Origin of the sequence: Knoellia aerolata DSM 18566 (assembly GCF_000768695.1) — a bacterium.
Taxonomy (GTDB): Bacteria; Actinomycetota; Actinomycetes; order Actinomycetales; family Dermatophilaceae; genus Knoellia; species Knoellia aerolata.
The window spans coordinates 22,945-47,028 of record NZ_AVPL01000022.1; the positions used below are offsets into that span (position 1 = coordinate 22,945).

General features: G+C 67.9%; 10 protein-coding genes. 3 read left to right on the plus strand and 7 right to left on the minus strand.

The genetic code is table 11. From position 1 onward, the window contains the following. Positions 1 to 340: 340 nt before the first annotated feature. The 6 genes from N801_RS09855 to N801_RS09880 are packed head-to-tail and all read right to left on the minus strand — an operon-like array spanning position 341 to position 17,315. On the minus strand, positions 341 to 973 hold the full coding sequence (locus N801_RS09855) for a hypothetical protein (RefSeq protein WP_035937042.1): 633 nt from the start codon (positions 971 to 973) through the stop codon (positions 341 to 343). Further along, complete coding sequence (locus N801_RS09860) at positions 970 to 2,199, minus strand: McrC family protein (RefSeq protein ID WP_052112821.1); 1,230 nt, start codon at positions 2,197 to 2,199, stop codon at positions 970 to 972. The genes N801_RS09855 and N801_RS09860 overlap by 4 nt, the downstream gene beginning before the upstream one ends. Then, complete coding sequence (locus N801_RS09865) at positions 2,196 to 5,195, minus strand: AAA family ATPase (protein WP_052112822.1); 3,000 nt, start codon at positions 5,193 to 5,195, stop codon at positions 2,196 to 2,198. Before N801_RS09865 ends, N801_RS09860 begins: the two co-directional genes overlap by 4 nt. Positions 5,196 to 5,197: 2 nt before the next feature. After that, positions 5,198 to 9,178 (minus strand): Eco57I restriction-modification methylase domain-containing protein, encoded by a 3,981-nt coding sequence (locus N801_RS09870; RefSeq protein ID WP_035937043.1) that lies wholly within the window; start codon positions 9,176 to 9,178, stop codon positions 5,198 to 5,200. Then, complete coding sequence (locus tag N801_RS09875; RefSeq protein WP_035937045.1) at positions 9,175 to 12,069, minus strand: DUF8741 domain-containing protein; 2,895 nt, start codon at positions 12,067 to 12,069, stop codon at positions 9,175 to 9,177. Before N801_RS09875 ends, N801_RS09870 begins: the two co-directional genes overlap by 4 nt. Beyond that, positions 12,066 to 17,315 carry a DEAD/DEAH box helicase gene (locus tag N801_RS09880; RefSeq protein WP_052112823.1) on the minus strand — a complete coding sequence of 1,750 codons (5,250 nt, stop codon included), beginning with the start codon at positions 17,313 to 17,315 and terminating at the stop codon, positions 12,066 to 12,068. The genes N801_RS09875 and N801_RS09880 overlap by 4 nt, the downstream gene beginning before the upstream one ends. A 265-nt stretch (positions 17,316 to 17,580) precedes the next feature. On the opposite strand from N801_RS09880, the gene N801_RS09885 reads away from it, so the two are divergent. The 3 genes from N801_RS09885 (at position 17,581) to N801_RS09895 (ending at position 20,471) form a co-directional block, all read left to right on the plus strand. After that, on the plus strand, positions 17,581 to 18,597 hold the full coding sequence (locus N801_RS09885) for an EcsC family protein (protein WP_035937048.1): 1,017 nt from the start codon (positions 17,581 to 17,583) through the stop codon (positions 18,595 to 18,597). Between the two features lie 198 nt (positions 18,598 to 18,795). After that, complete coding sequence (locus N801_RS09890; RefSeq protein WP_035937050.1) at positions 18,796 to 19,755, plus strand: SDR family oxidoreductase; 960 nt, start codon at positions 18,796 to 18,798, stop codon at positions 19,753 to 19,755. Further along, positions 19,752 to 20,471 carry a hemerythrin domain-containing protein gene (locus N801_RS09895; RefSeq protein WP_052112825.1) on the plus strand — a complete coding sequence of 240 codons (720 nt, stop codon included), beginning with the start codon at positions 19,752 to 19,754 and terminating at the stop codon, positions 20,469 to 20,471. Before N801_RS09890 ends, N801_RS09895 begins: the two co-directional genes overlap by 4 nt. Here N801_RS09895 and N801_RS09900 read toward each other — a convergent pair. After that, complete coding sequence (locus tag N801_RS09900) at positions 20,468 to 23,902, minus strand: ATP-binding protein (RefSeq protein WP_084108630.1); 3,435 nt, start codon at positions 23,900 to 23,902, stop codon at positions 20,468 to 20,470. The genes N801_RS09895 and N801_RS09900 overlap by 4 nt on opposite strands. Between the last annotated feature and the right edge of the window lie 182 nt (positions 23,903 to 24,084).

Consider the following 24,084-nt stretch of genomic DNA (forward strand, 5'->3'; position numbering starts at 1 on the left):
CCCCGAGAACGAGGCGCACGGGCCTTTGGAGTTTGGTCCGATGCCCTCGCGCGAGGTACCAGCTCCAGACCGCGACGTATAGACGAGGTCCGTCATCGAGGCCAGCTGTGAGTCGGCGTCAAGGAGGTCACCGGCCCGCCGGCGGCACGGCAGCGCAACACAGGCTCGGATATCGTCGAGATCCGTGAGTTCACGCGGGATGAAAGTCGCCCGAGCATCAAGGGCTGGACGCCTTCCCCCCTTAACCCGGTAACCCGGCGCGCTGGCTCACACCACACACATCAACACCAGACTTTTCGGTCGGCGGCGACTGGCGGCGCGACTGGCCTCGCGACAGTCCTTAGCGCTTGGCGCCCGCCGTTATGGCGCGACGGCTTGGGCTTAGCACACGCCCCTGATAGGGGCACTTCCGACCAGTCACCGTCGTGAAGGCGTCTGAGGCTTTCGCCACCGCATCCCGTCCTTGGTCGAGTGCCGAGAGCCCTCGACCCCGTCGCCGCAACAGCGATCCATAGAAGGCGCTGGCAAAGACCGTCCCCTCGTACCACCCCACAGCCTTTGTCGTACCGATGTACAGAATCGAGTCCTGAAGGCTGTCGCGGATGGCACGTTGCCAGACCCCGACTCCCGTTTTGCAGCCGTCAGCGATGACGATCGGGGCTGCGACTCCAGTGCCAAGTCCGGTGTAATGCTCGGCCAAGTAACTCAGGGTGATCTCGGTCTTTTCATCGCTGGAGAGAAAGACGGGCTCGTCACTATGATCACCGTGCGCCATCACGTGAAGCACTGTTGACGGAGTCGTGAGTGCTGCCCAGAGCGTCTCTTGGTCTCGTGAACGCACGAAGTTGACATCGACGATCGGATGTTGGCCACCCTCGTTGAGGTTGTCGAGCGTCGCTTGCACGAACTGCATCGACGCATTGAAGGGCGCATCCAAGCCCAGATCGACCAGTGTGACGGTTCGATTCCTCATCCTGCCTCCTGCTTGGACGTCGTTCCGGCGAGGGCCTCAGTGGCGATTTGAGCGACTTGCCTCAGAACCACATTGGGAGACTGCGACAGGTCGAGTGGCGCCTCGACAACCTCAACCCCTATGTTCTTGATCGTCCGAGTTCGGGTGGATGACCCACCACCCGCATAGATGAGCCACGCGCGCGGCACCTTAAGGGCTGTGCAGTACGCGAGCATCTGATAGTGGTCGGCGTTCGCGTACTGGCCGCTCGCTGACGCCACCTTGTACTTCGCGTCGAAGACAACGAGGGGCCTTCCGTCGTCCGCGCGATGGACGACGTCCACGTTCATCGGGACTTCGCCCCTCTCCCAGCTGCCTGCGCCCGCCAAGAAGGCTGGGAGTTGAGCATGCGTCCGCCCGGGGTGCGGAGCGAGTGCTTCCGTGAGAGCGATTGTCACGAAATCCTCAAACACCTTCCACATCGTCACGACGAACGAGGCCATCTCGATGCCCTCTTGACTGGGCTTCGCCGAGCAGTTCCGAAGCACGACCTCCGCCAGCCTCAGGGCTGGCTGATATCGCTCATTCAGTCGCGACGGCGTCCATGACGGCACTGGAGAACCGGGCCGCAGCACCTCGACACCCTCGAGGCGACCGTCGAGGTGCGCGAGACGCCGACGAACTCCGTCGTCGAGCCGTGGCACCGCCAGCATGATCCGGAGCGCCGCCCTCAGGATCCGGTTCTCAACGGTGTCCACAGTGAAGTCGTCGTGCGTGACTTCGACCGGCACCCACATACCCGGGCGAGCCCGCAGCTGGTCACCGAATCGGATACGCCCGCGGATGGTGCGCAGAGCCTCGTCCGTCGTCCGGTACCCCTGCACCACCCCTCGGGCTAGGGCCCGATCCGCGGCGCGAGCGAGGGAGTGCGCCATGGCGGGCCACAGATCATCGTCACGCTCGCCCGTAACGTCTTCCGGGCGGAATCCCGGATCCTTCGCATACCCGAGAAGGAAGATCAGGTGTGCGAGACCCACCTTCTCCTTGGGGGTGACCTGAACCTGCACATCGCCGATGCGGACTGCGCCGACCCGCCCACGGGGGAGGAGTCTCCAGCGGCCATCGCCTTCTGGCCGTACCTCGACGAGTTCAGTAGATGAAAGAGCGGCAGCCTCAACAACTGACAATGCGGCGAGCTCGCCACCGTCGCTCAGCTCATCCAGCTGAACGGATCGGAGCGCGCTCACATGGGCTCACCGGACGAGTCGCCCTCGAGGGTCAGGTCGAAGGCATCGAGTGCCGCCGATCCATCCGCTTCGTCGGCACTACCAGCGCCGAATGACGTTGACGGCGAAGATTCGGAAGCTGACTTCTTCATGACGGCTTGTCGCATAGCCGCTACCCCGAACTTCTCACGGATCGCTTGGCGATCGAGCTGGCCGTAGTAGTGCTCCTCCAGGAGCGGCAAGATGTCGTAGCGCCAGATCCGGTCGATGTCCGAGGCCGTTTGGATCTCGGGGCGCATCAGATAGGACGGGCCGATCTGCAGGTCACGACCTCCCTCGCCCATGCGGAGGTTGAGCTCCGCCAGCAGCGCCGCACGCTCGTCCGTGATGTGGTTGGACGCCAAGTAGCGGCTGAGCACACTCTTCACCGGCTCCTCGGACGGGTGCATCTCGACAAAGGGGAAACGGCGTCGGATGGCAGCGTCGACTAGTGCGATAGACCGATCGGAAGTATTCATGGTGCCGATGATGAACAGGTTCGGGGGGAGATAGAACGTCTTCTCCGGCTGGTACTGGAGACGCACCGTCTCCTTCCGGTACTCGAGCAGGAAGTAGAGCTCACCGAACACCTTCGCGAGGTTGGCTCGGTTCATCTCGTCGATGATGAGGATATAGGCGTTCTCGCGGTTCTCGGGGTTGCTCGCCTCGGCTGCCAACAGCCGGAGAGGTCCGTCCTTCAAGGCAAACGTGGCCTGACCGTTCTCGGTGACGGGCCGATACCCCTCAAAGAAGTCCTCGTAGGAGTACGAGGGGTGAAACTGCACCAGCCGCACTCGGCTCGGATCCCCGACCAGGTGCTTGGCGAGTTCCTTCGCGACGTATGTCTTACCCGTTCCGGGCGGACCGTAGAGGACGATTTGCTGGCGTCGCTGAAGCAGGTCCACGATCTCCTGCAGCGGTCCGCGGTCCATGTGCAGGGCCGCTGCCACGCTGTCGGTGACCGCCGGGAGATGTGGCGTGGCAACGAGCGTGGGCTTGTCGGCCGGGGCTTCGTTTACCTCCTCGTCTTCCACAGGCTCTGCCTGGTCGACCAAGCTGGCGAGAACGTCGAACGCAGCTGTGGCGTCAACGACTGAGCCTTGCTGGTCGAGCAGCGACGGCAGGGGTGCGGCGAGCGCTCCCTGATCCGTTGATGCCTGGGACCAGCTGACCTCTCGCCGCAGTCGACTGCCCGGCGCGCCAACGTAGTGCGCAGCACCACTCACGAGCCCCACATGAAGACGCCCGCCGTCGATCGTGGCGACGATGTCGTCTTCCTTCATGAGGGTGAGGAATGCGTGGTATGCCGTGGCGGTCGCCTCGCGTTGTGAGGCGTCGAGATGCGTGTAGCCCTCTTTGACAGCCTTGCTGACCACGGGCTCGGTCGCACCCGGCTCGACGGTGCCGAGCATCTTGGCCGAGAGTGAGACGAACCCCTCCGCAATCCACGATGCGACGAGGGCGCTGCCGCCGTCACTGGGACGGACGATCCAGGCTCGGGGCGGAATGTCGGCCCCGGGGTTCCACCGCTCTCGGTACGGCGAGCGGTACCACATGTACCGTGCGCCGTGCCCCTTGGCCTTGCGGTTATGGAAGGCCTGTAGAGCCACTAGATCCCGCGTGATGGCCCGCTCGTCAGTTCCGCTGGGCTCGCCAAGATCCGCCATCAGCACTTCGTGGATCTTGGTGCGGTGGTCGCCGCTGACTACCGAGGGGAAGATGCCCGGCCAGGCGAGATACTCGATGACATAGCGAATCGTCGGCATGTCCTCTGCCGTGGCTGCGGCGATATCGCGGAACGCGAACGGGTCGCGGAGGCCTTCAAATCGTTCTCCGTCAGGCGTTTGCATCCAGTGCTCGACGAAGCGGGTCAGCCACAGCAGGTGGTCAGGAGTGCGGTTGTGATAGCCCTGTCCTCCACGGAAGGCATCGGCCTCCGCCAACGAGTCGGCCAGCTGCTGTGGCAAGGAACGCGGGGTGGCGCACCAAGACAGAACCGCGTTTGTGCGCGCGATCTTCGTACCCGCCTTCATGTCGGTGAGCGGCGCGTTGCGCAGATATAAGAGTTCGGCGAGTAGGACGATGACTGCGTCGTCGGCTCCAGCCATCTGGCCTGCGAGCTTCTCCATGAATCCACCGTCGCCGGGCGGGTTGTCCTGGATCCGGCGGCGTAGCTCAACGGCGTTCTCGACGGTCCAGGTTTGTAGCGTGAGGTCAAGGGCTGAGGTGTCTCCCCGCAGTCCACGTCCGAGGACGAGCCAGGCCCCCTCCTCCATCAGCGGCGCAACTCCTTGACCCCGCTCGACAACAGCATCGGAGGACTGCTCGCCACGCCGCCACGCCATCAGCTTCGCCTGCTCGAGCGGCTCCCACCGCACCGGAGGCTCGTACTTCATGACTGCCCACGCCAGCCCTTGGGCATCGAGCCGGTCCTTGACCGCCAGTCCGTGCTCGCTGGCGGCCTCGATGAGTTCGTCGCACAACGCAAGAAGCGCGACGTAGCGCTCTACCGGGGAACCGCTCGACGGGAAGTCCAGCCGCTTTCCCCAGTCTGTGACGAACTGCGCTCTATACGGTGGACGGCCCTCGGGCTTCTCAGCCATGAGGACGAGAGAGGCGAATGCGGTGATGTCACCCGGACTGACGTAATCCCCCCAAGACCTCAAGGCCGCCTCAAATGCGTCAATGGCGTTGGGATCACCGGCCCCGCCGAGCGTAGAGAACGCCTCACGGACCTGCTCCGGATGCTTTTCGATGGCGTTGCGCAGCCAGGTCTGGGAGAACGGATCCACAAGATTCCCGGAGCCTGCCGCCCGACGAAGGAGCTCCGCCCAGTCATCGGCGCCGCTGAGACAAGCGGCAGTTGCTGCCTTCCACCGCTCTGCGGCAACGAGCTTGTAGTTCCGCTCCTCGGCGTCGAGGTCGACCTCCTGAGCGAATCGCTCTGCCCAGTGGAGGAACTGGCTCCAATCGGCCATCGTCAGGACTCCTTCGCGGGGTGCCGCGGGCCTTCGCCGGGCGGCGGGTCGAGGATGGTCTGGTACTCGGTTTCGGTCTCGATCGCCTTCTGCATCGCGTCATACACCTCGAGGATGAGCCGCTTGGTGCGGTACTCCCCATGCGCCGCGATGTCCTTGCGCTTCACGATGGGGAATGTCTCCATGATGTAGTCGACCCCGTCACGGTCTACGCCATACAGGTGAAAGAAGGCGGCATCGAGTTCGACGCGCAAGTGCCTCCTCCGATCCACATTCCAATTGAATGGCTCCTCGCCCGGGATCAACGGCTGCGTGTCGCACGAGGTGGCAACCAACTCGCTGACGCGCACTGCGATCCAGTCCCTCAGCGGAAGCCCCGAAAACGCGGCCTTGCTGTCGAAGGTGGCTGGGTGGTGGACTGGGAGCTGGCGCATTGTGAAGTACTTCAGATGCGTCCCGCCCACCTTCTGCCTCGCCACAAAGTCAAAGGCAAACGAGTTGAAAGAAGCGAGCAGCATCTGCGCCTGGTGCACGGATTGGGATCGAGGCAGCACGAGCAGCGTTCCACCCTCCGGCGAGGCTCCTTCACCGACGAACGATGCAATGGCGGTTCGCTCATCCGTTGCACGTGCAATATCGCGCCACCCCATCAGCCATGACTGATTCCACCGGCCATCCAGTCGGCTGGCGACCTCCCCGGCGCCGACCCAATAGCGCGGCAGGGAGGCGAAGTACGGATCCCCCTTCTCCAAAGTCGTCACAGCGCGCACCGATCCATCGCGCTCGTATGTTGCCCAGCGATTATCAAACTGGTGAACCATCTTCGCCTCGTAAAGGGGCAGCATGGCGTCGACTCCACGTCGAAAGACGTTGCGGTCCAGAGTCCAGCCGTTCTCCACCAGCTGCGCGTAAGTTCCGAAGAGATTCGAATCGGTCGTTACGTTGAACAGTCCTTGCATAAAGGAGACCTCCCAAGGATTCCCTCTCGGGTCACCCTCCCGGATCAGCACGGGCACCCGACGATAGATGCCAAGGGTGATTTCGGCGTCGCGGCGAGTGCGGAAAATCGGGCACGTTCCGGTGTTTGGATTGAGCAGCGTGATCTCTTCGGGCGTCAGCGCGAATTGTTTCGCTGCGATCTCCGATGGGTCGTGCAAGAAGAAGGCAAACGCTGCAGCGTCAACCGGATCCCGGCGACCCGTCAGGCTCAGGAGACAGAACTTGAATGAACGGTGCACGCCCTCGAACAAGGGTTTGGCGTTCTCAAAGTCGTAGAGCGCCGCTAGCGACTTCGTCTGCACGAGGTCTTTGAAGAAGAACTGCGTCGTGGCATCGGTGGCGATCCCTGTGGGGACAATGACGCCTGTCCTACCGTCGGGCGCCGTGAGGCTGCGGAACAACTCAGCGAAGATCGGATCGGTCTTGACCCGCCCCCGGCCAGTCAGCGGATAACGACCAGCTGAGGCGAAATGCCTCAGTCCGTCAACCTCCCGCTTGGCCTTGCGATATGCGGTATCGAGCACGGGGTCATTCGCCGCCAGCGCAGCGATGAGCTTCTTGCGCTTCGCTCCGGCAGCCGATGCGATCTCGGGATCGCGGGCGGCAAAGTACTCCTGCTCCTTCAGTTCGACGTGCTCCCACGGCGGGTTGCCGAGCATGCAGGAAAAGCCCCCTGACCAGCCGTCGGAACCGGGCTCGCCGTCGCCAAGGAAGACCTCGGGGAACTCGAGGTGCCAATGGAAGAATCGGTACTGAGCCTTCAGGCGGTGCACTTCCCGTTGAGTCGGTTCGAGATCAGACGGAACATTCTCACCAGCCAAGGCAGACACGATGGCGGTTGTCGGCGCGGTGGCCGCGGTCTCCGCGGTCAGTGGCCAGACGAAGGCGGCACACCAAGCGTCCGCCTGCCTGAGGGCGCGCTGCCGTTCACCAGACGCCAGGACCTGCGACCAGAGCTCGCGTTGCTTCTCGACTCCCTCAATGTCGTCGGCATTGCCCAGGAGCGCTTCGCGGTCATCCGCAAGGGATCGCATGTCGATGGCTGAGCCAAACGACAGAATGCCCTGGCCGGTGTGCTGCGACTTGTTCTTCCTGCGCAGCGTCGCAGCGATTGCTTTATCGTCGCCCCCGATCTCCTTGAATGCCTCGTCAGGCACACCGCGCTCCAGCAGGGCTGGGGTGGTGCCGAAGAGGGCGTTGCCGGTGCGGATCCGGGCGTCGAGGAAGCTGAGCGGCTTGCCGGGCTCCAGCGCCTCGATCCACAGCGAAACCTTGGCCAGCTCGGCGGCAAGGTCGTTCAGGTCGACGCCGTAGATGCAGCGACCGACGACGTCACGCATGGCGTGGTGGACCATCTCGGGCGTCGGTGTGTCGTCTCCCGCACGCACCTCGGCAAGTCGGTGCGCGATCCGGCGTGCAGCGGCGACGAGGAATCCCCCTGAGCCGCAGGCGGGGTCGCATACCGTCAGCCCGAGCAGCGCGCGCTCCCCCGCCTCAGGGTCGACGCCCAACGGCGCCACGCGGTCGATCACCGGGTCGAGGGCGGTGTCGAGGAGGGCCGACACGAGATTGGGCGAGGTGTAGTAGGAGCCGGTGGTCTTGCGGTCGTTTCCGATGACCCGCTCCACGGCGAAGGTGCGCTCGTCCACATCGACCGACGGGTCGAGCTCGAGGAGTGCCTCGTAGACCGAGCCCAGCTCCTCGGCGCCGAGGTGGCGGTAGTCCACGGGCTGGGTCCGGCCGCTGGGCGTCGTGATCCAGGCGAGGTGCGCGACGGCGGAGAGCAGGTCGGCGTTGGCGATTTCAGCGCCCCACAGGAGATCCCGCTGGTCGGGTGCACTCGCGGGAATGGTCTGCCGGGCGTCGGGCGAGAAGACGCCGCCGAGCGCGGTCAGCGCAAGGTCGGCCAGGCCGTCCGTGCCCAGCGCCGTGAGGACGACGCGTTGGGGGTGCCACAGATCGCCGTGGGGGCCACCTGCGCGTACGCGCGAGAGGCGGCGGAGGCGCGCGGTGGAGAAGTACGCGGCATACCTCTCGCGGCTCTGCGCCGCACGGGCGGGGTCGAGCAGGAGGTCGCGGTCCTCGGCCACGAATGTGAAGAGCAGCCGGTAGACGAGGCGCAGCAGTGCGCGGTGGTAGTCGTGCCGGCCGATCTCTCCGCTCCGCAAGGCCTCGAGGAGCCAGCTGTTTGCGGGGTGGGTCAAGAAGCCGGTGCCAAGGGCGCCGAGCGAACGCTCGACGCCGCTCTCCAGCCGACCCAGGGCGCGGGCTCCGGCATCAGTCGCCTCGCCGCGCCAGGTCTCAAGCCAGCAACTTGCCGGCCCCTCCTCAGAGCGGACCTCCAGACGCGAGACGTGCGCCAGCTGGAAGAGGATGAGCCACTCAGCGTAGAGCTCGCCCTCAAAGATCGCCTCGAGGTCGAACTCGACGTAGGCCGAGCCGACGAGGGCGGTGGAGTCGCGCAGCAGCCGCAGACGGGAGCCGTTGGAGAGGATCGCCCACAGGTGCTGGTCGGTGCGGTTGAGCAGCTCCTGCACCATGGCCTGCGGTGCGCGCGCTGCGCCAGCGATGCCAGGGTTGCGCTTGTCGAGGCTGACACCGGGACCGAGCAGGTGCACCGGGACGTGCTGCCACAGATGGGATACGGGGTAGTCGACCCCGTCGATGGTGAGGCCGTGGCCCGCTGCCGGCACCTGGCCGTAACCGAGCTCGCGCAGCAGGGGCAGCAACCACCGCTCGCGAGCGGGACCGGTGCCCGCAGATCCCTCGACGCGTCCCTGGTCGGCTTCGTGCCACGCCCTCCACGCCCCGCGCAGGTAGGACCAGGCCCGGGCAGCTCCGTCGCGCACCGACTCCGAGCCGATGAGGTGGTAGGACTTCGCGGACCGGCTCTCGGCGGAACCCAGGGTGCCGTCCTGCAGGTGCCCGATGAGTGACGGTGGCAGGACGCCACCGACGACGCGGATGGATTGTGTGTTGGTCATGCGACACCTCCCGCGGGCCGGAAGACATAGACGCCCAGCAGGTCGGCGGGCAGCTCGGGGGTGACGTCGAGACCGTGGGTGGCAAGGCGCCCGACGCGATCGCCTCGGGCCGCCGTGCGCACGGTCACGTGGGCGCTGCGCAGATCTTCGGCGACCTGGTGGGCCACGCGGACCAGCTCGGGCTCGAGGGTCGGCACGGCCTTCAGGACGGCAGCCATGGTGTTGACTGCGACGTCGCGCGCGACATTGGCGTCGGGCAGGGCCGTCATGAGCTGGTCAACCTCGTCGGGATCGAGCCATCGCGGGCTGGTGGGACTACCGCTGAAGGCGACGATCTTGGCCTCCTCCGCGACATGGGTGCGCTCACCGTCACGACCAGGGAGGGTCACGTGGGTGCGCAGCCGCAGCAACAGCGCCGTAGTGATCTGGTCGACACCATGGGTGGCGATCATGCCGCAGCGGCGGGCCGGTCGTTGCTCGTCGGATATCTGAGCGTCGAGCGCACCGTCGAGGATGAAGCGGGCCAATCCGGCCACCGTTGGATCGGTGCGCTGAAGGACGGCAGCGCCCTTGGGAGCAGGGAGGTCGGCAGAGAAGGTGATCGAGGTCCCCTTGGCGCGCAGGGCATCACGCAAACCCACAGGCGTGTTGGCGATGTCCACCGTCATCCCCTTGGCGTCTTCGGTGACGACGTCAGCCCCCAGCTCGCGCAACGCCCCGGCGACGAAGCTGCGCACGTCGGCAGGCTCGCCCATGGCCGCGCGCGCGGCGTCGAGGGCAGCCTGAACTTCCTCAGGGTGAATGGTGGCCTGGGCGAATCGGGACCGGCTCTTGCGCTCCTCTTCGGCGCTGCTGCGCCAGTCGTCCTCGAGCCCCTTGGCCTGGGGCATGACGCCGAGGTCGAGGGTCATTTGCTCGTGGTTGGCACCACGCATCAGGACACCCTCGAGAAGCGCGGCGAGCACTTGGTCGCTCTGCGGAGGCACGGCGACACTGATGCCTAGGTCCTTGCGGATGGCCTCGTGCTTGCGCAGGAGCACGTCGAGGATGATGCCGTCGATGCCGGTGTCCTCGCCGTAGAGCAGCAAGGCGCGCACGACGTCGCTGGGCTGGCCGAAGCGGTCGACCCGCCCTTCCCGCTGCTCGTGTCGGGTGGGGTTCCAGGCGAGGTCATAGTGGATGACCGCTTGGAAGTCCTCTTGGAGATTGACCCCCTCGGAGAGGCAGTCGGTGGCCACGAGCACCTTCGGGCCGGCACCGGCCCGTTCGACGAGTTCGGCGACGCGGGCCGACCGCTCGTCCGCGGCAAGCTCACCAGTCACCACCTCGACGGCCGCCTTGGGGAAGGCGGTGCGCAGCGCATCGGTCACGTAGTGAGCCGTCTGGATGAAGCGGCAGAAGACGATGGGATGGAAGCCTGCGTCGCCGGCCTCCTTGTCCTTGAGCAGCTTCTTGATCTCGGCCACCAGCAAGGCAAGCTTGGCGTCGTCCTGCGGGCGGGCCTGAAGGGCCTCGGCGCGCTCCTGCAGCTGCTTCAGCGTCCGTCGGCCCCGACTCGTGGGCTCCCCGTCAGTCATTGCCCCCGGCGTCGCGTCGGCACCGTCGAGGGCCTCGTCCTCCGCGAGGTCGAGCACCTCAGCGCGCCCCAAGTCGTCTGCGACACGCACCGACTCGGCCAAAGCCGACGCGCTGCGGGTCGCCAAGGTCGCCTTGGCCGCCGCGGGCGATGAGGCCATGGCCCGCAGCAGGGACAACGCCGACCACCAGCGCACGCGCTGCTCCAGCTTGGTGCCGCTGGTGTCCTGAACCTGTCCCCGCACGTAGGCGAGCACGTCGTCGAACAGGTCCCGGTGTGACGGCGTGAGCAGGTAGGACCGCTCCTGGATCTGCCGGTCTTTGGGGAACTGGGTCTCCTGCTGGAGGTAATGCCGGATGTCGGCGCGGCGCCGCTGCACGAGGTGCTGCGCCAAGGCACGGCGGCCCTGCTCGGAGGAAAGGTCGACGCCGGCGAGGTCGGTGTCCAGCAGCCCGATCAGGTTCCGGAAGGCGCCCTCGTTGCCGCTGTGCGGGGTGGCGGTCACCAGCACGAGGTGTCGCTGGTCGTCATCCGCGAGGTCGCGCAGCAGGCGGTAGCGCTGGGTGCGGCCGCTGGATCCTCGGCCGTTGTCGTCGTTGACCGAGCCGTGGGCTTCGTCGACGATCACCAGATCGGGTGCCGCACGCAGGAATTCGTGTCGCCGACTCTCGGACTTGATGAAGTCGGTTGAGACGACCGTCACGGGGTGGCGCGTGAAGATCGACTCATCGCCCGCCAGGCCCCGCTCCAGCCGACGGACCGTGCCCGGGAGGACCAGCTCGGCGTCCAAGCCGAACTTCTGCGACAGCTCCTGCTGCCACTGGGTCGCCAGGCTGGGCGGGCAGAGCACGGTCAGCCCCCGCGCCGAACCTTGGGCCAGCATCTCTGCTGCGACCAGGCCCGCCTCGACGGTCTTCCCGATGCCCACGTCGTCAGCGATAAGCAGTCTGACCGTCTCCTGCCGGAGCGCCAGCAGCAGCGGCACCAGCTGGTAGGGCCGGGGCGAGACAGCCAGCCCGGCCAAACAGCGGAAAGGACCGCCGGTGGAGCGGAATCCGATACGCAGCGCGTCACGCAGCAGTCGGGCGCTGCGGTCGTCACCCAGGTCCGTCGGGCTCGGGGGCGCAAACGTGGCCGGGCGCACCTCTTCGTAGTCCGTGAGGACGCCGGCGATGTCGTCCTCTCCGCCACCGAGCGGGCGTAGCACGAGCAGGGTGGCGTCACTTTCGGGGAGCACCACCCAGTCGCGGCCGCGGGCGTGCACCAGGGACCCCACGGCATACCGGGTGGTGGTCTGGTCGGTGGTGACGCTCATCGGGGGGCTCCCTGCTCTGGCGCTGGCGGTGCTGGCTTGGTGGTCGGTGTGCCGAAGACGGCGGGGTTGCGCAGGATGACCTCCCAGAGGTCGTCCTGCGCAGAGACGGTGACGACGTTGTAACCGGCGAAGACCAAACCTGCTGCGTCACGGTCGTGACCGTCCTCGAAAACGATGGCGGCAGGCGGCGACGTCTGGTCGAATGCCATGTCGACGGTCATGCCCTCGCGCGTCGCCTTTGACGCGCTCGGCAGCCGCAAGCCGGCCGCTCGAAGCCATGCCTCAAGCTCGCTGGCTCTGCCGTTCCGCTCCTGACCCGGCTCAATCGGAGCCATGCGGTCTGACGTAGGCAGCGGTGACAGGGCCGGGGCGACGACCGACCGGTCGGGCCGCTCGGCTTCCGGTGTCGTGATCCCCTCGGCAAGGCGCTGCAGGACCGGGATCGCCACCCGACGGTCGATCCGCTCGTGCATGGTCTGGTTCCCGTAGGAGAGCAGGCATCGGTAGCAGCCCCGGATGCATGCATCCTCGGTCTCCTCCCCAGTAACGGGGTCGACGTGGAGGAGCTCCAGTGCAGCGCGGGCCACGTGGGCGAGGGCTTCCGGCTCGGCCTGCAGGCGGCGCAGCACCCCGGCACCGCCCTCGGCCGACTCGACGAACAGCACGCGTCCGCGGCCGTCGGCGTCGGGCAGCAGCTCGCTGGTGAGCTCGGAGTCCTCGAGCTGGAAATGGATCTCCATGCCGCGCTCGAGGGCGTATTGGAGGGTGATGGCGTCGCTCTCCTCGACTTGGCGGTCCCAGCGGAACACGACGACGTTGCGCCGGTCCTTCACATAGGGGATAACCCGGGCCTTTGCCTTGACGTCCTGTTGGGCGGCTTCCAGTCCATCTTCGTCCGAGTCGGCGCCCTGCTGCTCTCCCTTGACCTCGGAGAGCCATCGCCCCTTGACGAGGTCGAGCCAGAAGCCCTGCAGGTTCTGGTTGGAACGGTTCCGCCGGCCGAGGTTGGTGACGCGCAGTTCGGCGCTGTCGCCGTATGTGACGTGGGCGATGACCGCTTTGTTGTCTCGATCCGTTGCCGTGGCACGGGAGTAACCAGGGTGGGTGCCGCGCGGCATGTAGCGGTAGGTGGTGTGCAGCTCGTAACCCACGCGGTTGCGCTCCTCCTCGTCGGCGGAGATGCGCTCGCGTCGGCGCGTGATGACGGTCTGCAGCTGGAGGAGCTCATTCCAGGTCTGGCCGAGGCGCTCGCCGCACTCCTCGCACATGTCGGGGCCAGGGTCAGCTTCGTGGTGGTAGCCACAGGCCTGGCACACCTTGAGCCGGCTGCGCACGACATCAGCGGCACCGTCGCCGCTGTGGCCGCGCGGCAGGGCGATTCGCGTCACCTGATAGCGAGCGCCCTCGTGGTAGATGAGCGCATTGGGTCCGAACTCGCTGATGGCGAGGAATCGGGGCCGTTGGAGCCAAGAGCCTTCCGCTCCCCTGCGCGAGCCTGGGATGTATGCCGCGAGGGGCAGTCTTGGGAAGGAGTAGCCAGGGAGGAACCCCTCGGAGGCGAGGTACCGGTACGTGTAGAAGTCCGACTGCCCTCGAGTGTCGGACTCGTTGAGCAGCAGCTCGATTCGCTGGCGCGCCTCCATCCGGCGCCGGTCCGCATCGCGGCGTTCGTCCTTGCTCTTGGAGTGGTCGGCCGCGAGCTTTTCTGCGACGTCACGCTCCATGACCGCGGAGCGGTAGAGCTCGCGCCAGCGATTGCAGGCGACGTCGAACTCGTCGCCGGCCCGATCGATGACGCGGTCGGACCAGTCGGGTGCCCACCACGTACCGGCCCTGAGTTCAGCCTCCAGCGGTTCGAGGAGGGCGTGGGCGGCCAGGCGAGCGCGGCTCGTCACGTCGGGCTCACTGAGGACCTCTGCCAGTTCCGCGCGGACCGGGAAGTCCTTATGGCCGAGGTCGAGCACCGACGACATGGAGCTCTGGAGTCCGGCGGGGGTGAGCGTGAGCGCCTCGGCGAGCCACAGGGCGTGGACGTGGGATCGGACGAGGTCCTCGTTGGCCAGGTCGAGCCGCGGTGGCGTGACCTTGCCGGCGACCATCTGATGCGAGCGCTCGAAGTAGTAGCTGTCATGGCTGTTGCCCGATGAGCAGTAGGTGACGACGATTGCCTGCTGGCCCGAGCGTCCGGCACGACCGCTGCGCTGGGCGTAGTTGGCCGGGGTGGGGGGGACGTTGCGCAGGGCGACGGCATTGAGGGAGGCGATGTCGACGCCCAGCTCCATGGTGGGCGAGCAGAACAACAGCGGGAGTTCAGCCGTCCGGAATGCCTTCTCGCGCTTCTCACGATCATCGGCCCGCACCTGGGCCGTGTGCTCGGCTGCGCGGAGACCCCTCAGCTGGTGACCAGAATCGACGTACAGGTCTCGGAAGAATGTCACGACCCGGGGCCGGTGCTCGGCGTCAAACGTGCGTCGGACCGGGTCGGGCGCCCCGCCCTTGCCGTCGCCGGCGAACAAGGCCATGGCGGAGGACTTGACGCGGTAGCCGGTGGTGCCGAGCTCGGTGACTTCGGCGAGCATGCCCACATCGTGGAGCAGCCTGACGAGGGCGACGATCACGTCGTCTGCCTCTGCGGCGGACATGCCCTTGAACGGTGTCAGGGACCGGAGCCAGCGACCGAAAGCGGAGCGCCCGGTCAGGTTGAGGATGGACCGGGCTCCGCCCTTCTTTCCGGACTCGGGGACGGCAATGCCGACGACGGGGTCTGGCTCGTTCTCCCCCACGGCGAGGACGCCTGCAAGGTACTCCCGGCTCTCCCGACGGAGGCGGTCGACGTTGTCCTGGGTGAGGGCCTCCGCGTCGATCGCCAGGACGCGCCTGAGCTCGTCGAGAAGGACGTGCACGATCTCTTCGCGCTGCGTCGGTGCCAGACTTTCAAGCCGCTCATGGGTGCCGACCCAGCGATCCTCGCGCTCGGCAAGGCGGCGCGCGCTGGGGTAGATGACGCGCACCAGTCCGGTCTGCTCCAGGTTGGGCAGGGTGACCCGGAAGCCGCGTTGCAGGTCCCGCATGGCGCGATACTCGACGACGTTTCTCAGGGCGCGGCGGATGGGTCGATCGTCCAGGGCGTCGGGGGCGAGGGCGTAGTCGGACAGCTGGAGGTTCATGGCCTTGGCGACCTCGCGGCCGAGATCGAGCAGATCCAGCCCAGAGTCCCTGTCGACGGCCAGGACCGCTTGGTAGAGAGCGGCTCTGAGCTGCACAACCTGCACGAAGTCGTTGAAGTGCCCGGCCTGGAGGCTGGCGTCCTGGCGGTTGTCGACGAACGTCAGGAGCTTGCGCGCCTCCGGCGGGACGCCGTCGCCGCCCGAGGCACGTAGCGCGCGCACGATGCTGGAGGCGATGACGCTCATCGCACTGGAGCGGCCCTCCTTGTCGAGGGTGACCAGCTTGGCCAGTTCGCTGGTCCTCAGCCCCTCGTAGGTCACCCCGCAGTGGAGGCAGAACCTGAACGCACCCGGGACGAACGCGGCAACAACGCGACCCTGGGCGTCGCCGGCGCCGGCCACGTCGCTGGCAACGAAGTCCCCCGCGGGCGACACGAGCACACGGCGCGGCACGTCGCCGCGGCGGGCAGGCACGATCGGGTTGCTTGGCTGCCCGCTGCGCCACGAGAGAGGCAGCCTGTCCTCCGCGACCGGGTCGATTGGCCATTCGCGCTCAGAGGAGATGAACAGATAGCCGTCCAGCTGGTCCGCTGGGCGCATGTCGTGCCTTGCGATGAAGTGGCTCCCATCGCCGTCCTTGGGGATGCGGACCATGAGGTAGTCCTGGCCGCACTCGCGACAGAAGGCCAGTGGATAGAGGCGCTTCTCTGTGTCGAGCTCGGCGTCCTGCTCGGGCGTCAGGACGGTCAGCTGGTAGTCGGGGGTGATGTGCCGAACAGCTGGCATCTCGGCCGTGACGTGGATGGAGCCGCCCTTGGACAGGAACTGGTGCAGGCGGAAGGCGAAGAGCGACCGGCCGGTGTGCTCGTCCTTGGCGGCCGAACCGGCGATCAGGGTGGCACGGAGGGCATTGCCGCAGGTCTGCTCGTCCTGACCGGTGATGGCGGCCAGCTCCCGGGCGGCAACCTTGACAGTCGTCGGCGGACGGCGCACGAGGCGCCCCGACCCGCTCTCCTCGGTGATGCCGAACGTGTCCTCGATCCACGAGGCCATCGGGTCCTGGACGAGCTCGGGATAGCCCAGGGTGGTCGCGTACTCCACCTGGCCGCGGGTCCTCGTCGCTTGGGCCAATGCAGCCGGCTCTGGGTCGCGCACCGTCGTGGCGCGCACGAGTGTCTCGACGATGACCCGCTCTGGGACGATGGGCGTCCCGAAGATCCGTGAGGCGACACCGGCGACGTCGTCCTGCTGCTCGGCAATGGTCGTCCCGCTGGACATCGTGGCGGAGGTTCCGACGCACTGAAGCGCCTCGCCCGAGCCGGTGAGCTCTCGGATGCGGCGGACCAGCATGGCCACATCGGCTCCCTGCCGGCCGCGGTAGGTGTGGAGCTCGTCGAGCACCAGAAATTGCAGGTCCTTGGCGTGTTGCTGGAGAAACCGCCGCTCATCCGGCCGTGTGAGCATCAGCTCGAGCATCACGTAGTTGGTCAGCAGGATGTCCGGCGGGTTGTCGAGAACTTCCTGCCGGGTCTCGCCCTGCTCTTGGCCCGTGTACCTGCGGTACGTCACAGGGGGCTCGTCGAAGCCGACCCGGAGGAACTTGTCGAGCTCTTCGACCTGACTGTTGGCCAAAGCATTCATGGGGTAGACGACGATGGCGCGGATGCCCTCGCCGCTGCCGTCGCGCAGCACGCGATCGACGATCGGGACGATGTAGGCGAGCGACTTACCGGAGCCGGTGCCTGTGGTGAGGACGTAGGAGGCGCCGTCGCGGGCGGCCGCGATCGCTTCACGCTGGTGCTGGTAGAGGGAGAAGGGGGTAGGGGCGCCCCCCGGGCGCTTTGCGGAGAAGACTGCTTCGCATCGGGGATGGAGCAGCCCTGTGGCGACCAGCTCGTCGACGCGTCCACCCGGCGCGAACGAGGGGTTGAGCGAGAGCCAGGGGTCGGGCCACTGAGCTCCCTCGAGGCTCTGCTGCTTGATGGCCTCGCGGAGGTTGGGATCGCGAATGTCGACAAAGCCTTCACTGAAGGATCGGTAATCCTCAATCAACTGTCGGTGGACCCCGAAAGCATCCAAAGCAATCCATCCCTCCCGCGCGTCAGACCCAACGAGCCCTGACCATACCTACCAAGCTCATTTCCAGCAGACGACTCGAAGACGCCGGGCCAAATACTTCGGGAGCCGCGCAGTCTCCTTCTGTCTGAGCTCGAAGGAGGTTTGACGTTGAGGTGGGCGCCTGAAGAGCCTTCGCCTGCCGGGTTGGCCCTGGCGTCGCGCCTCGCATATGTCGCAGCGCTGACTGATTCCGCGGTGGGCCCGTACGGCCATATAGCCTCACGCCATGAACGAGGTTCCGCCTGGTCGAGCAGCCATGTCCGCGTATGAGCAGAAGCGCTGGGGTGAGCTGCAGGCGCATTGGGAGAAAAAGGCCAAAGGGGGAAGACGAATGCTCCCCGCGCCTGCGAAGAAGGCCCTAGGCGCGACCATCGACGTTGGTCGGGACGCAGTTTCGAAGGCCACCCGCGCCGCGCTCGACCACACTCCGGAGAGCGTCAAGAAAGCAGCCACCGGCACGTTCGATGCGGTTCTCGTCCCCACCCTGAGGAACGTCGTCACATTGCTCGAACTCCTCAACGAGTGGGTTGTCGAGCTAACTGATCCTGAATCGGTGTTGGCGTACCACAGGGAGCGTGGCCGCAACATCTCCTCACTCGAGGAGCTGCGGGAGCTTGACCTTCGATTGCTCGATGAGTGCACGAACGGCATGGCGCTGCGGTGGCAGACCATCGGAGCAGGAGAGGGAGCGGCACTCGGCTCGCTCGCCATGATCCCTGTCCCGGTCGTGGGGAGCGCCGTCGCAATCGGGCTCGACTTAGTGGTGATGCAGGCATTGACCGCAGCCATTGCAACCCGAGTTTGTTACGCATACGGATACGACCCAAGCGACCCCGGCATACGGAACATGGTTGATCGGATGGTCGCCCGGTCCTACAGGGACCAAGCCGTGAAGGTCCGATCGGTACGTCAGGCAAGCTCCGCCTTCGACGCTGCCAAAGGTCGAGTCAACTGGAGCAAGAAACTGCGTGAAGATCACCGACTGATGGCCGCGGTCGAGAAGTTGCTCAAGTCAGCCGGGGGAGGGAAGCGAGTACCTGTCAAGAACGCACGCATGGGCATGCCGTTGATTTCGGCAATAGCGGGCGCTGCGACCAACTCGTACGTCTTGGGAGACACCGTCACACAGGCCCGGCACTACGGGGCCACAGTGTTGCTAGCGGACAAGTACGGCTTGGCACTCCCAGACAGTCTGCGGCGCAACATGGCTGAAGACGATGGAGAGGACGAAACTCAGGCGTAGTTACGCCCATGGGGCCGTGCAACGCCCGGACCGTCGCGTCACCAGTTCGGATCCCAGGCCCACCTGAGCGCCCGAACCGAACGAGTGCAGGCGCGCCTGCACTACGAGAGCGAGCGCTCGAGCAGGAATCAAGCGCGGCTCAAGTCCGCCCCGTCAACCTCGTGGACGACCACAGGAATCGTCCACGAAAGGCACACCATGTCCGTCCCCACCATCCTCGTTCTCGGCTCGACCGGGCTCATGGGTCGCGAGGTCGTTCGCTCGCTCAACGAGCGCGGCGTCACCCCTCGAGTCCTCGTCCGTGACCCGGGCCGACTCCGCCCCACCGACCAGGTCGACCTCCGCGTCGGCGACCTCCGCGACCCGGCCTCCCTCCGCGACGCCATGCGGGGAGTCGACGCCGTCTTCCACATCTCTCCGCACGAGGCCGACGAGGTCGAGCTCACCCGTACCGTCCTCGACGCGGTCGAGCGCGAAGGCGCACGTCTCGTCTTCTCCGGCATCCACATCGACGCCTCCAACCGGCTGGCCAAGTGGACGATGCGCACGGTCTACGGCCGTTTGATGCCGCGCTACCGCGGCAAGATCTCGATCGGCCACATGGTCGAGACCTCCAACACGCGTCCGGTCGTCCTCGGCGTCGGCAACTTCATGCAGTGCGACGAGGTCCTCCTCGACGTCATCCGCGCCGGCCAGTTCGTCCTCCCGACTCACCCGAAGGGCCTCAACCGGGTCGACCTTCGGGACCTCGGCGAGATCGTCGCCAACGTCCTCCTCGACCCGACGATCCCCGCGGGCGCCTACCCCGTCTCCGGCCCACGCTCCCTCACCGGAGCCGAGTGCGCCCAAACCTGGTCGCAGGCCCTCGGCGTCCCCGTCACCTACGTAGGCGACGACGACGAGGCGATCGACGCGGCCCTCACCGCACACCTCACCGGCTACCGCCTCGCGGACTGGAAGTCGTCGTTCCGGGCCCTGCGCGGGTTCGCCGTCAAGACCAAGAAGTCCGAGGTCGACGCCACGACGCGACTGCTCGGCCGCCCGCCGACCGACTTCACCGAGTTCGTCCGCCGCATCGTCGACGAGCACGGACTCGCGCCGAGCACCCGAACGGGAGCGGACGGCATACCGGCAAACACGGAAGGGGCACTGCGATGAAGCAGCTCGACCTCCCCGGCCAGACGCACGTCGCCGAGGGCCCGCACGACCACACCGGCATGTACGTCATGCACCACGCCTTCCGCCGCGACCTGGCCCGCTTCGCCTCCGGAGTCGCCGTGACGCCGCTCGGTGAGCCGGACACCTGGGCCGCGCTGGCCGACCGCTGGGACCGGTTCTGCCACGTCCTCCACGAGCACCACCACGCCGAGGACACGTACTACTGGCCCGTCCTCGACAGGGCAGTCACCGCTCGCGGGACCGACGCCGACCGCGCGGAGGTCGCGGCGATGAGTGACGAGCACGCCGAGATCGACCCGGCGCTCACCGCTCTCGTCACGGCCTTCCGTGCCATGTCGGACCACCCGTGCGACGACCACCGGCGCGCGATCGAGATCCGGCTCGTCGGCCTGCGGGAGGTGCTCGGCGCCCACCTCGAGCACGAGGAGACCGTCGTCCTCCCGCTGGTCCAACGGGTCATGACCGAGGACGAGTTCGCCGGTGTCGAGCGCGAGATCCAGAAGGGCTACCGCCTGCGCGACACGCCCTTCATCATCGGCTGGGTCGTGCACGGCCTCCCGCCCGAGGCTCTCGAGCGCTTCTTCGCCTTCAGCGGTCCGCCCTTCAAAATCCTGTATGCCGTGGTGCGCCGCTCGTACGCCCGTCGCGAACAGCGGGCCTTCCGTCACGCCGGGCTCGTCGGGGTGGCGAGCTAGAAGCCGAGCTGGCGGCGCTGCTCCGCGAACCGGTCGAGGAAGGAGGTGAAACCCCACTCGCGGGCCATCGCCTCGCCTCGGTCGGCCGCGGCGCTCGCCGCCGCTCGGTCTCCGGCCCCGGACAGGGCCATCGCGAGGAAGCAGTCGATCGGTCCCTGGACGCTCGCGATACCGGCCACGGCCATCCGGCCAGCGACTGGGGCCAGGGCGTCGGCCACCCGGCGCGACAGCTCGGCGTCACCCGCCGTGGCCGACGCGAAGGCGAGGATGGCGAGGTCGAGGGACTGGCTCCAGTCCTCCGCGGGCAGCGGCGCCTTCGGCAGCAGCCGCTCCAGCTGCGGGCGGTCCCCCACGACGGCGAGCAGCTGGAGGATCGGCGTGCGCGTGATGTCGTCCTCGGCGTCAGGGTCGAGGGCGAGGGCCCCGTCGACGAGCGTGCGGGCGCCGACCGGGTCCCATCCGGCCAGGACGTAGGCGATGCCGAGCTCGATGTACTCGGTGGCCGGGATCGACATCCGCACGCCGGTCATGGTGAGCAGCGCTGCCGCGTCAGCGGATGCGTCACCTCCCCTCAGGCTGGCGAGGCCGAGCTCGACGAAGCGGACGGCGAACTCCACGAAGGACAACCGCCTCCTCCGGGCGATGTCGAGCGCCGCACGGCTCGCGGTCTCCCAGGTCGACCGGTCGCCGGCCTCGAGGGCGGCGCCGGCCATCCCCGCGAGCGCCACCGCCTCGGCCGCCGGGTCACCACTGGCGCGGGCGGCCTCGACCTCCTCGGCAGCCAGGGCGCGTCGACGGTCGAGCGATCGCGACCGCCACAGTGCGATGTATGCCGTCCGCGCGGCCCAGGCGAGCACGCTCGGCTCCGCGAGCCGTCGCGCGAGCGCCATGCCCTCGTCGACGAGCGCCTCGACCTCGGCGTCAGAGCCGGGCAGGTAGTAGAGCTGGGCGGCGAGCGCGAGCATGACGGTGCAGCGCTCGGCGGAGTCGTGCGGTTCGAGCTGGGCGAGCGTGGCGCGGAGGTCCTCGATGAGCTCGTGGTCGACGACGCCGTACTCCATCGGCGTCCAGACGGAGTAGCGGGTCAGTGCCGCGACGGCGCCTGCGACCCGCACCGGGTCGCCGAGCGATCGGGCGAGGGCCACGGCGGCACTGACGGCGGCCATGGCTTCACGCCACATCCCGGCGCGGGCCGCGGTCTCGTTGAACTGCAGGAGGAGGTCGTAGCGCTCGAGCGCCGTTCCGGACGGGTCGACCGCGTGGGCGTCGAGGGCCGCCTGGAAGAGGTCGGCGGCCTCGACGTTGGCGAAGTCGTCGGCCGCCAGAGCGCCGGCCGCCTTGGCCGCCGGCCAGGCGCTCGCTGCATACAACGGCCCGGCTGCGAGCCAATGGTGGGCGAGGTCGAAGGCGCGCTCGGCCCCACCGGCTGCCGCGGGGGGTGCGCTCTCGAGGGCGCGGGCGATGCGCGCGTGCGCCCTGGCGACGCGGTTCGGGGTGGTCATCGCGAGGACCGCGTCCCGGGTCAGGGCGTGGTCGAAGGCGAGGATCCCGTTGCGGCTGTGGATGATCCCGGCCTCCTGCGCGGGCTCCAGCCGGTCGAGCAGGGCGTCGGGATCGAGGTCGGCGACGCGGGCGAGCAGCAGCGGAGGGTGCCGCCGGCCCAGCGCGGCGGCGAGGAGGAGGAGCTCCCGCACGGGCTCGGGCAGGTCACCGAGGCGATGCCTCACGACAGCCTGGACGCTGGCCGGGACCTCACCGTCGACCCGTCCGTCGTGCCCCGCCAATCGGGCCAGCTCGACGAGGAAGAAGGGGTTGCCGTCGGTCCGGTCGCGCCACTCCTCCACCGCGGATGCGTCGAGCTCCTCACCGAGGATCGAGGTGACGAGGTCGTGGGCCTCGCTGCTTGCCAGGCCCTCCAGTTCGAGCGTGCGCGCCCTGTGCCGCGCCAGCGCGGCGTCGAGCTCGGCGAGGTCGGAGCCAGCCGGCGCGACCGGCCGGCGGGTCGCGACGACGGCCACGCGGACCCCGGGCTCCAGGCTCGCGACGACGTGCGCCAGGCAGCGCAGGGTCGGGGTGTCGGCCCAGTGGACGTCGTCGAGGACGACGAGCAGCCCGCGGTCCGCCGCAGCCTCCCGCAGGGCGCCGGCAATGGCGTCGTGGGTGGCGAAGGCCCGCTCGGCGGCGGCCCCGTCGGCGCCGTGCTCGTGGGAGAGCTCGGGCGGCGTGGGGACGTCGAGCCGCGCGAGGAGCTGCCGCCAGGGCCACAGCGGCGGAGCCCCGTCGTCCGCGGAGCAGGTTCCGACCGCTGCGGTCATGCCCCGGCTGATCGCCTCGGCGACCGCCCAGTCGACGAGGCGGGACTTCCCTGCCCCGGCCTCCCCGACGATCCGGAGGGCGCCCGGCCGGCCCTGGGAGGCGGCCGTGAGCAGCTGGGCGATGGCGTCGCGCTCCCGCTGACGACCGACCAGTGGCCACTCGCCCAGCTCGCTCGAGGCAGCACGTGACACCGGCGGCTGCGTCGACGCCCGCATCGGCGTCGGTGCCGGCAGGGAGGCGACCGGCGGCGCCTCCGCCTCACCGGGGCGCGACGGCGGCAGCCAGCCGGTGAGCACCGCCTCGTCCTGCCGGAGGATGGCGGACTCGAGGTCGCGGACCTCCTGGCCGGGGTCCAGCCCGAGCTCGTCGTCGAGGATGCTCCGCAGTCGTCGGATCGCGTCGAGCGCCTCGGCCTGGCGCCCCGCCCGGGCCAGCGCGAGGGCGTGCAGCGACCAGCCACGCTCGCGGAGCGGGTCCCGGGTGGTGGCCTGCTCGGTGAGGGCCAGGACCGTGGCGTGCTCCCCGAGCGCGAGGAGCCCGAGGGCGAGGTCGTCGCTGGCGGTCGTGCGCAACCCTTCGAGGGCCGTCCGCTCGGCGAGGACGTCGGGGTGGTCGGTGAGGTCGGCGTAGGGGGTGCCCCGCCACGTGCGCAGCGCCTGTTCGAGCCGGTCGACCTGCTCCTCGACCTCGGCCCGCCTGGGCCAGCGGCCGTCCGGCCCGGTCGTGAGCTGTGAGGCGAGCGGGTCGAGGACGCGGTGTCGGGCGCGGACCTCGTCCACGAAGACGGTCGCGTCCACGGCACCTCGGGGAAGGGCGAGCCGGTAGCCCGCATCCGAGGTGAGCAGGATCGTCGGCCTGGCGCGGGGCTCCAACCCGGGCTCGAGGAGACGCCGCAGGCCCGAGACGTACGAGTGGAGCGTGCCGAACGCTCCGGGCGGCGCCACGGCACCCCACATGAGGTCGACGAGGCGGTCCGCGGAGACGACCGCGCCGAGGTCCAGCGCCAGGGCGGCGAGGAGCGCACGACGCTTGCGCGCCGCGATGGCGACGGGCCCGTCCGACCCGGCGAGCGCGGTCGTCCCGAGGACGCTGACCTGCACCGACACGGCCGTCACGTTACTGACCGCGCGGACCGGGGGTCGGGGATTGCCCAGGTCCGGGCCGGCACCGCCCCGGCCTGAGGTCGCTCACGACCCACGCAAGCCCGGCTCAAGCAGCCACGAGCACTCTGGTCGCGGCGAATCGTCCGGGGCAGACCCGGACCCCCGCACCCGCCTCCGCTCCCGAAAGGACCGCC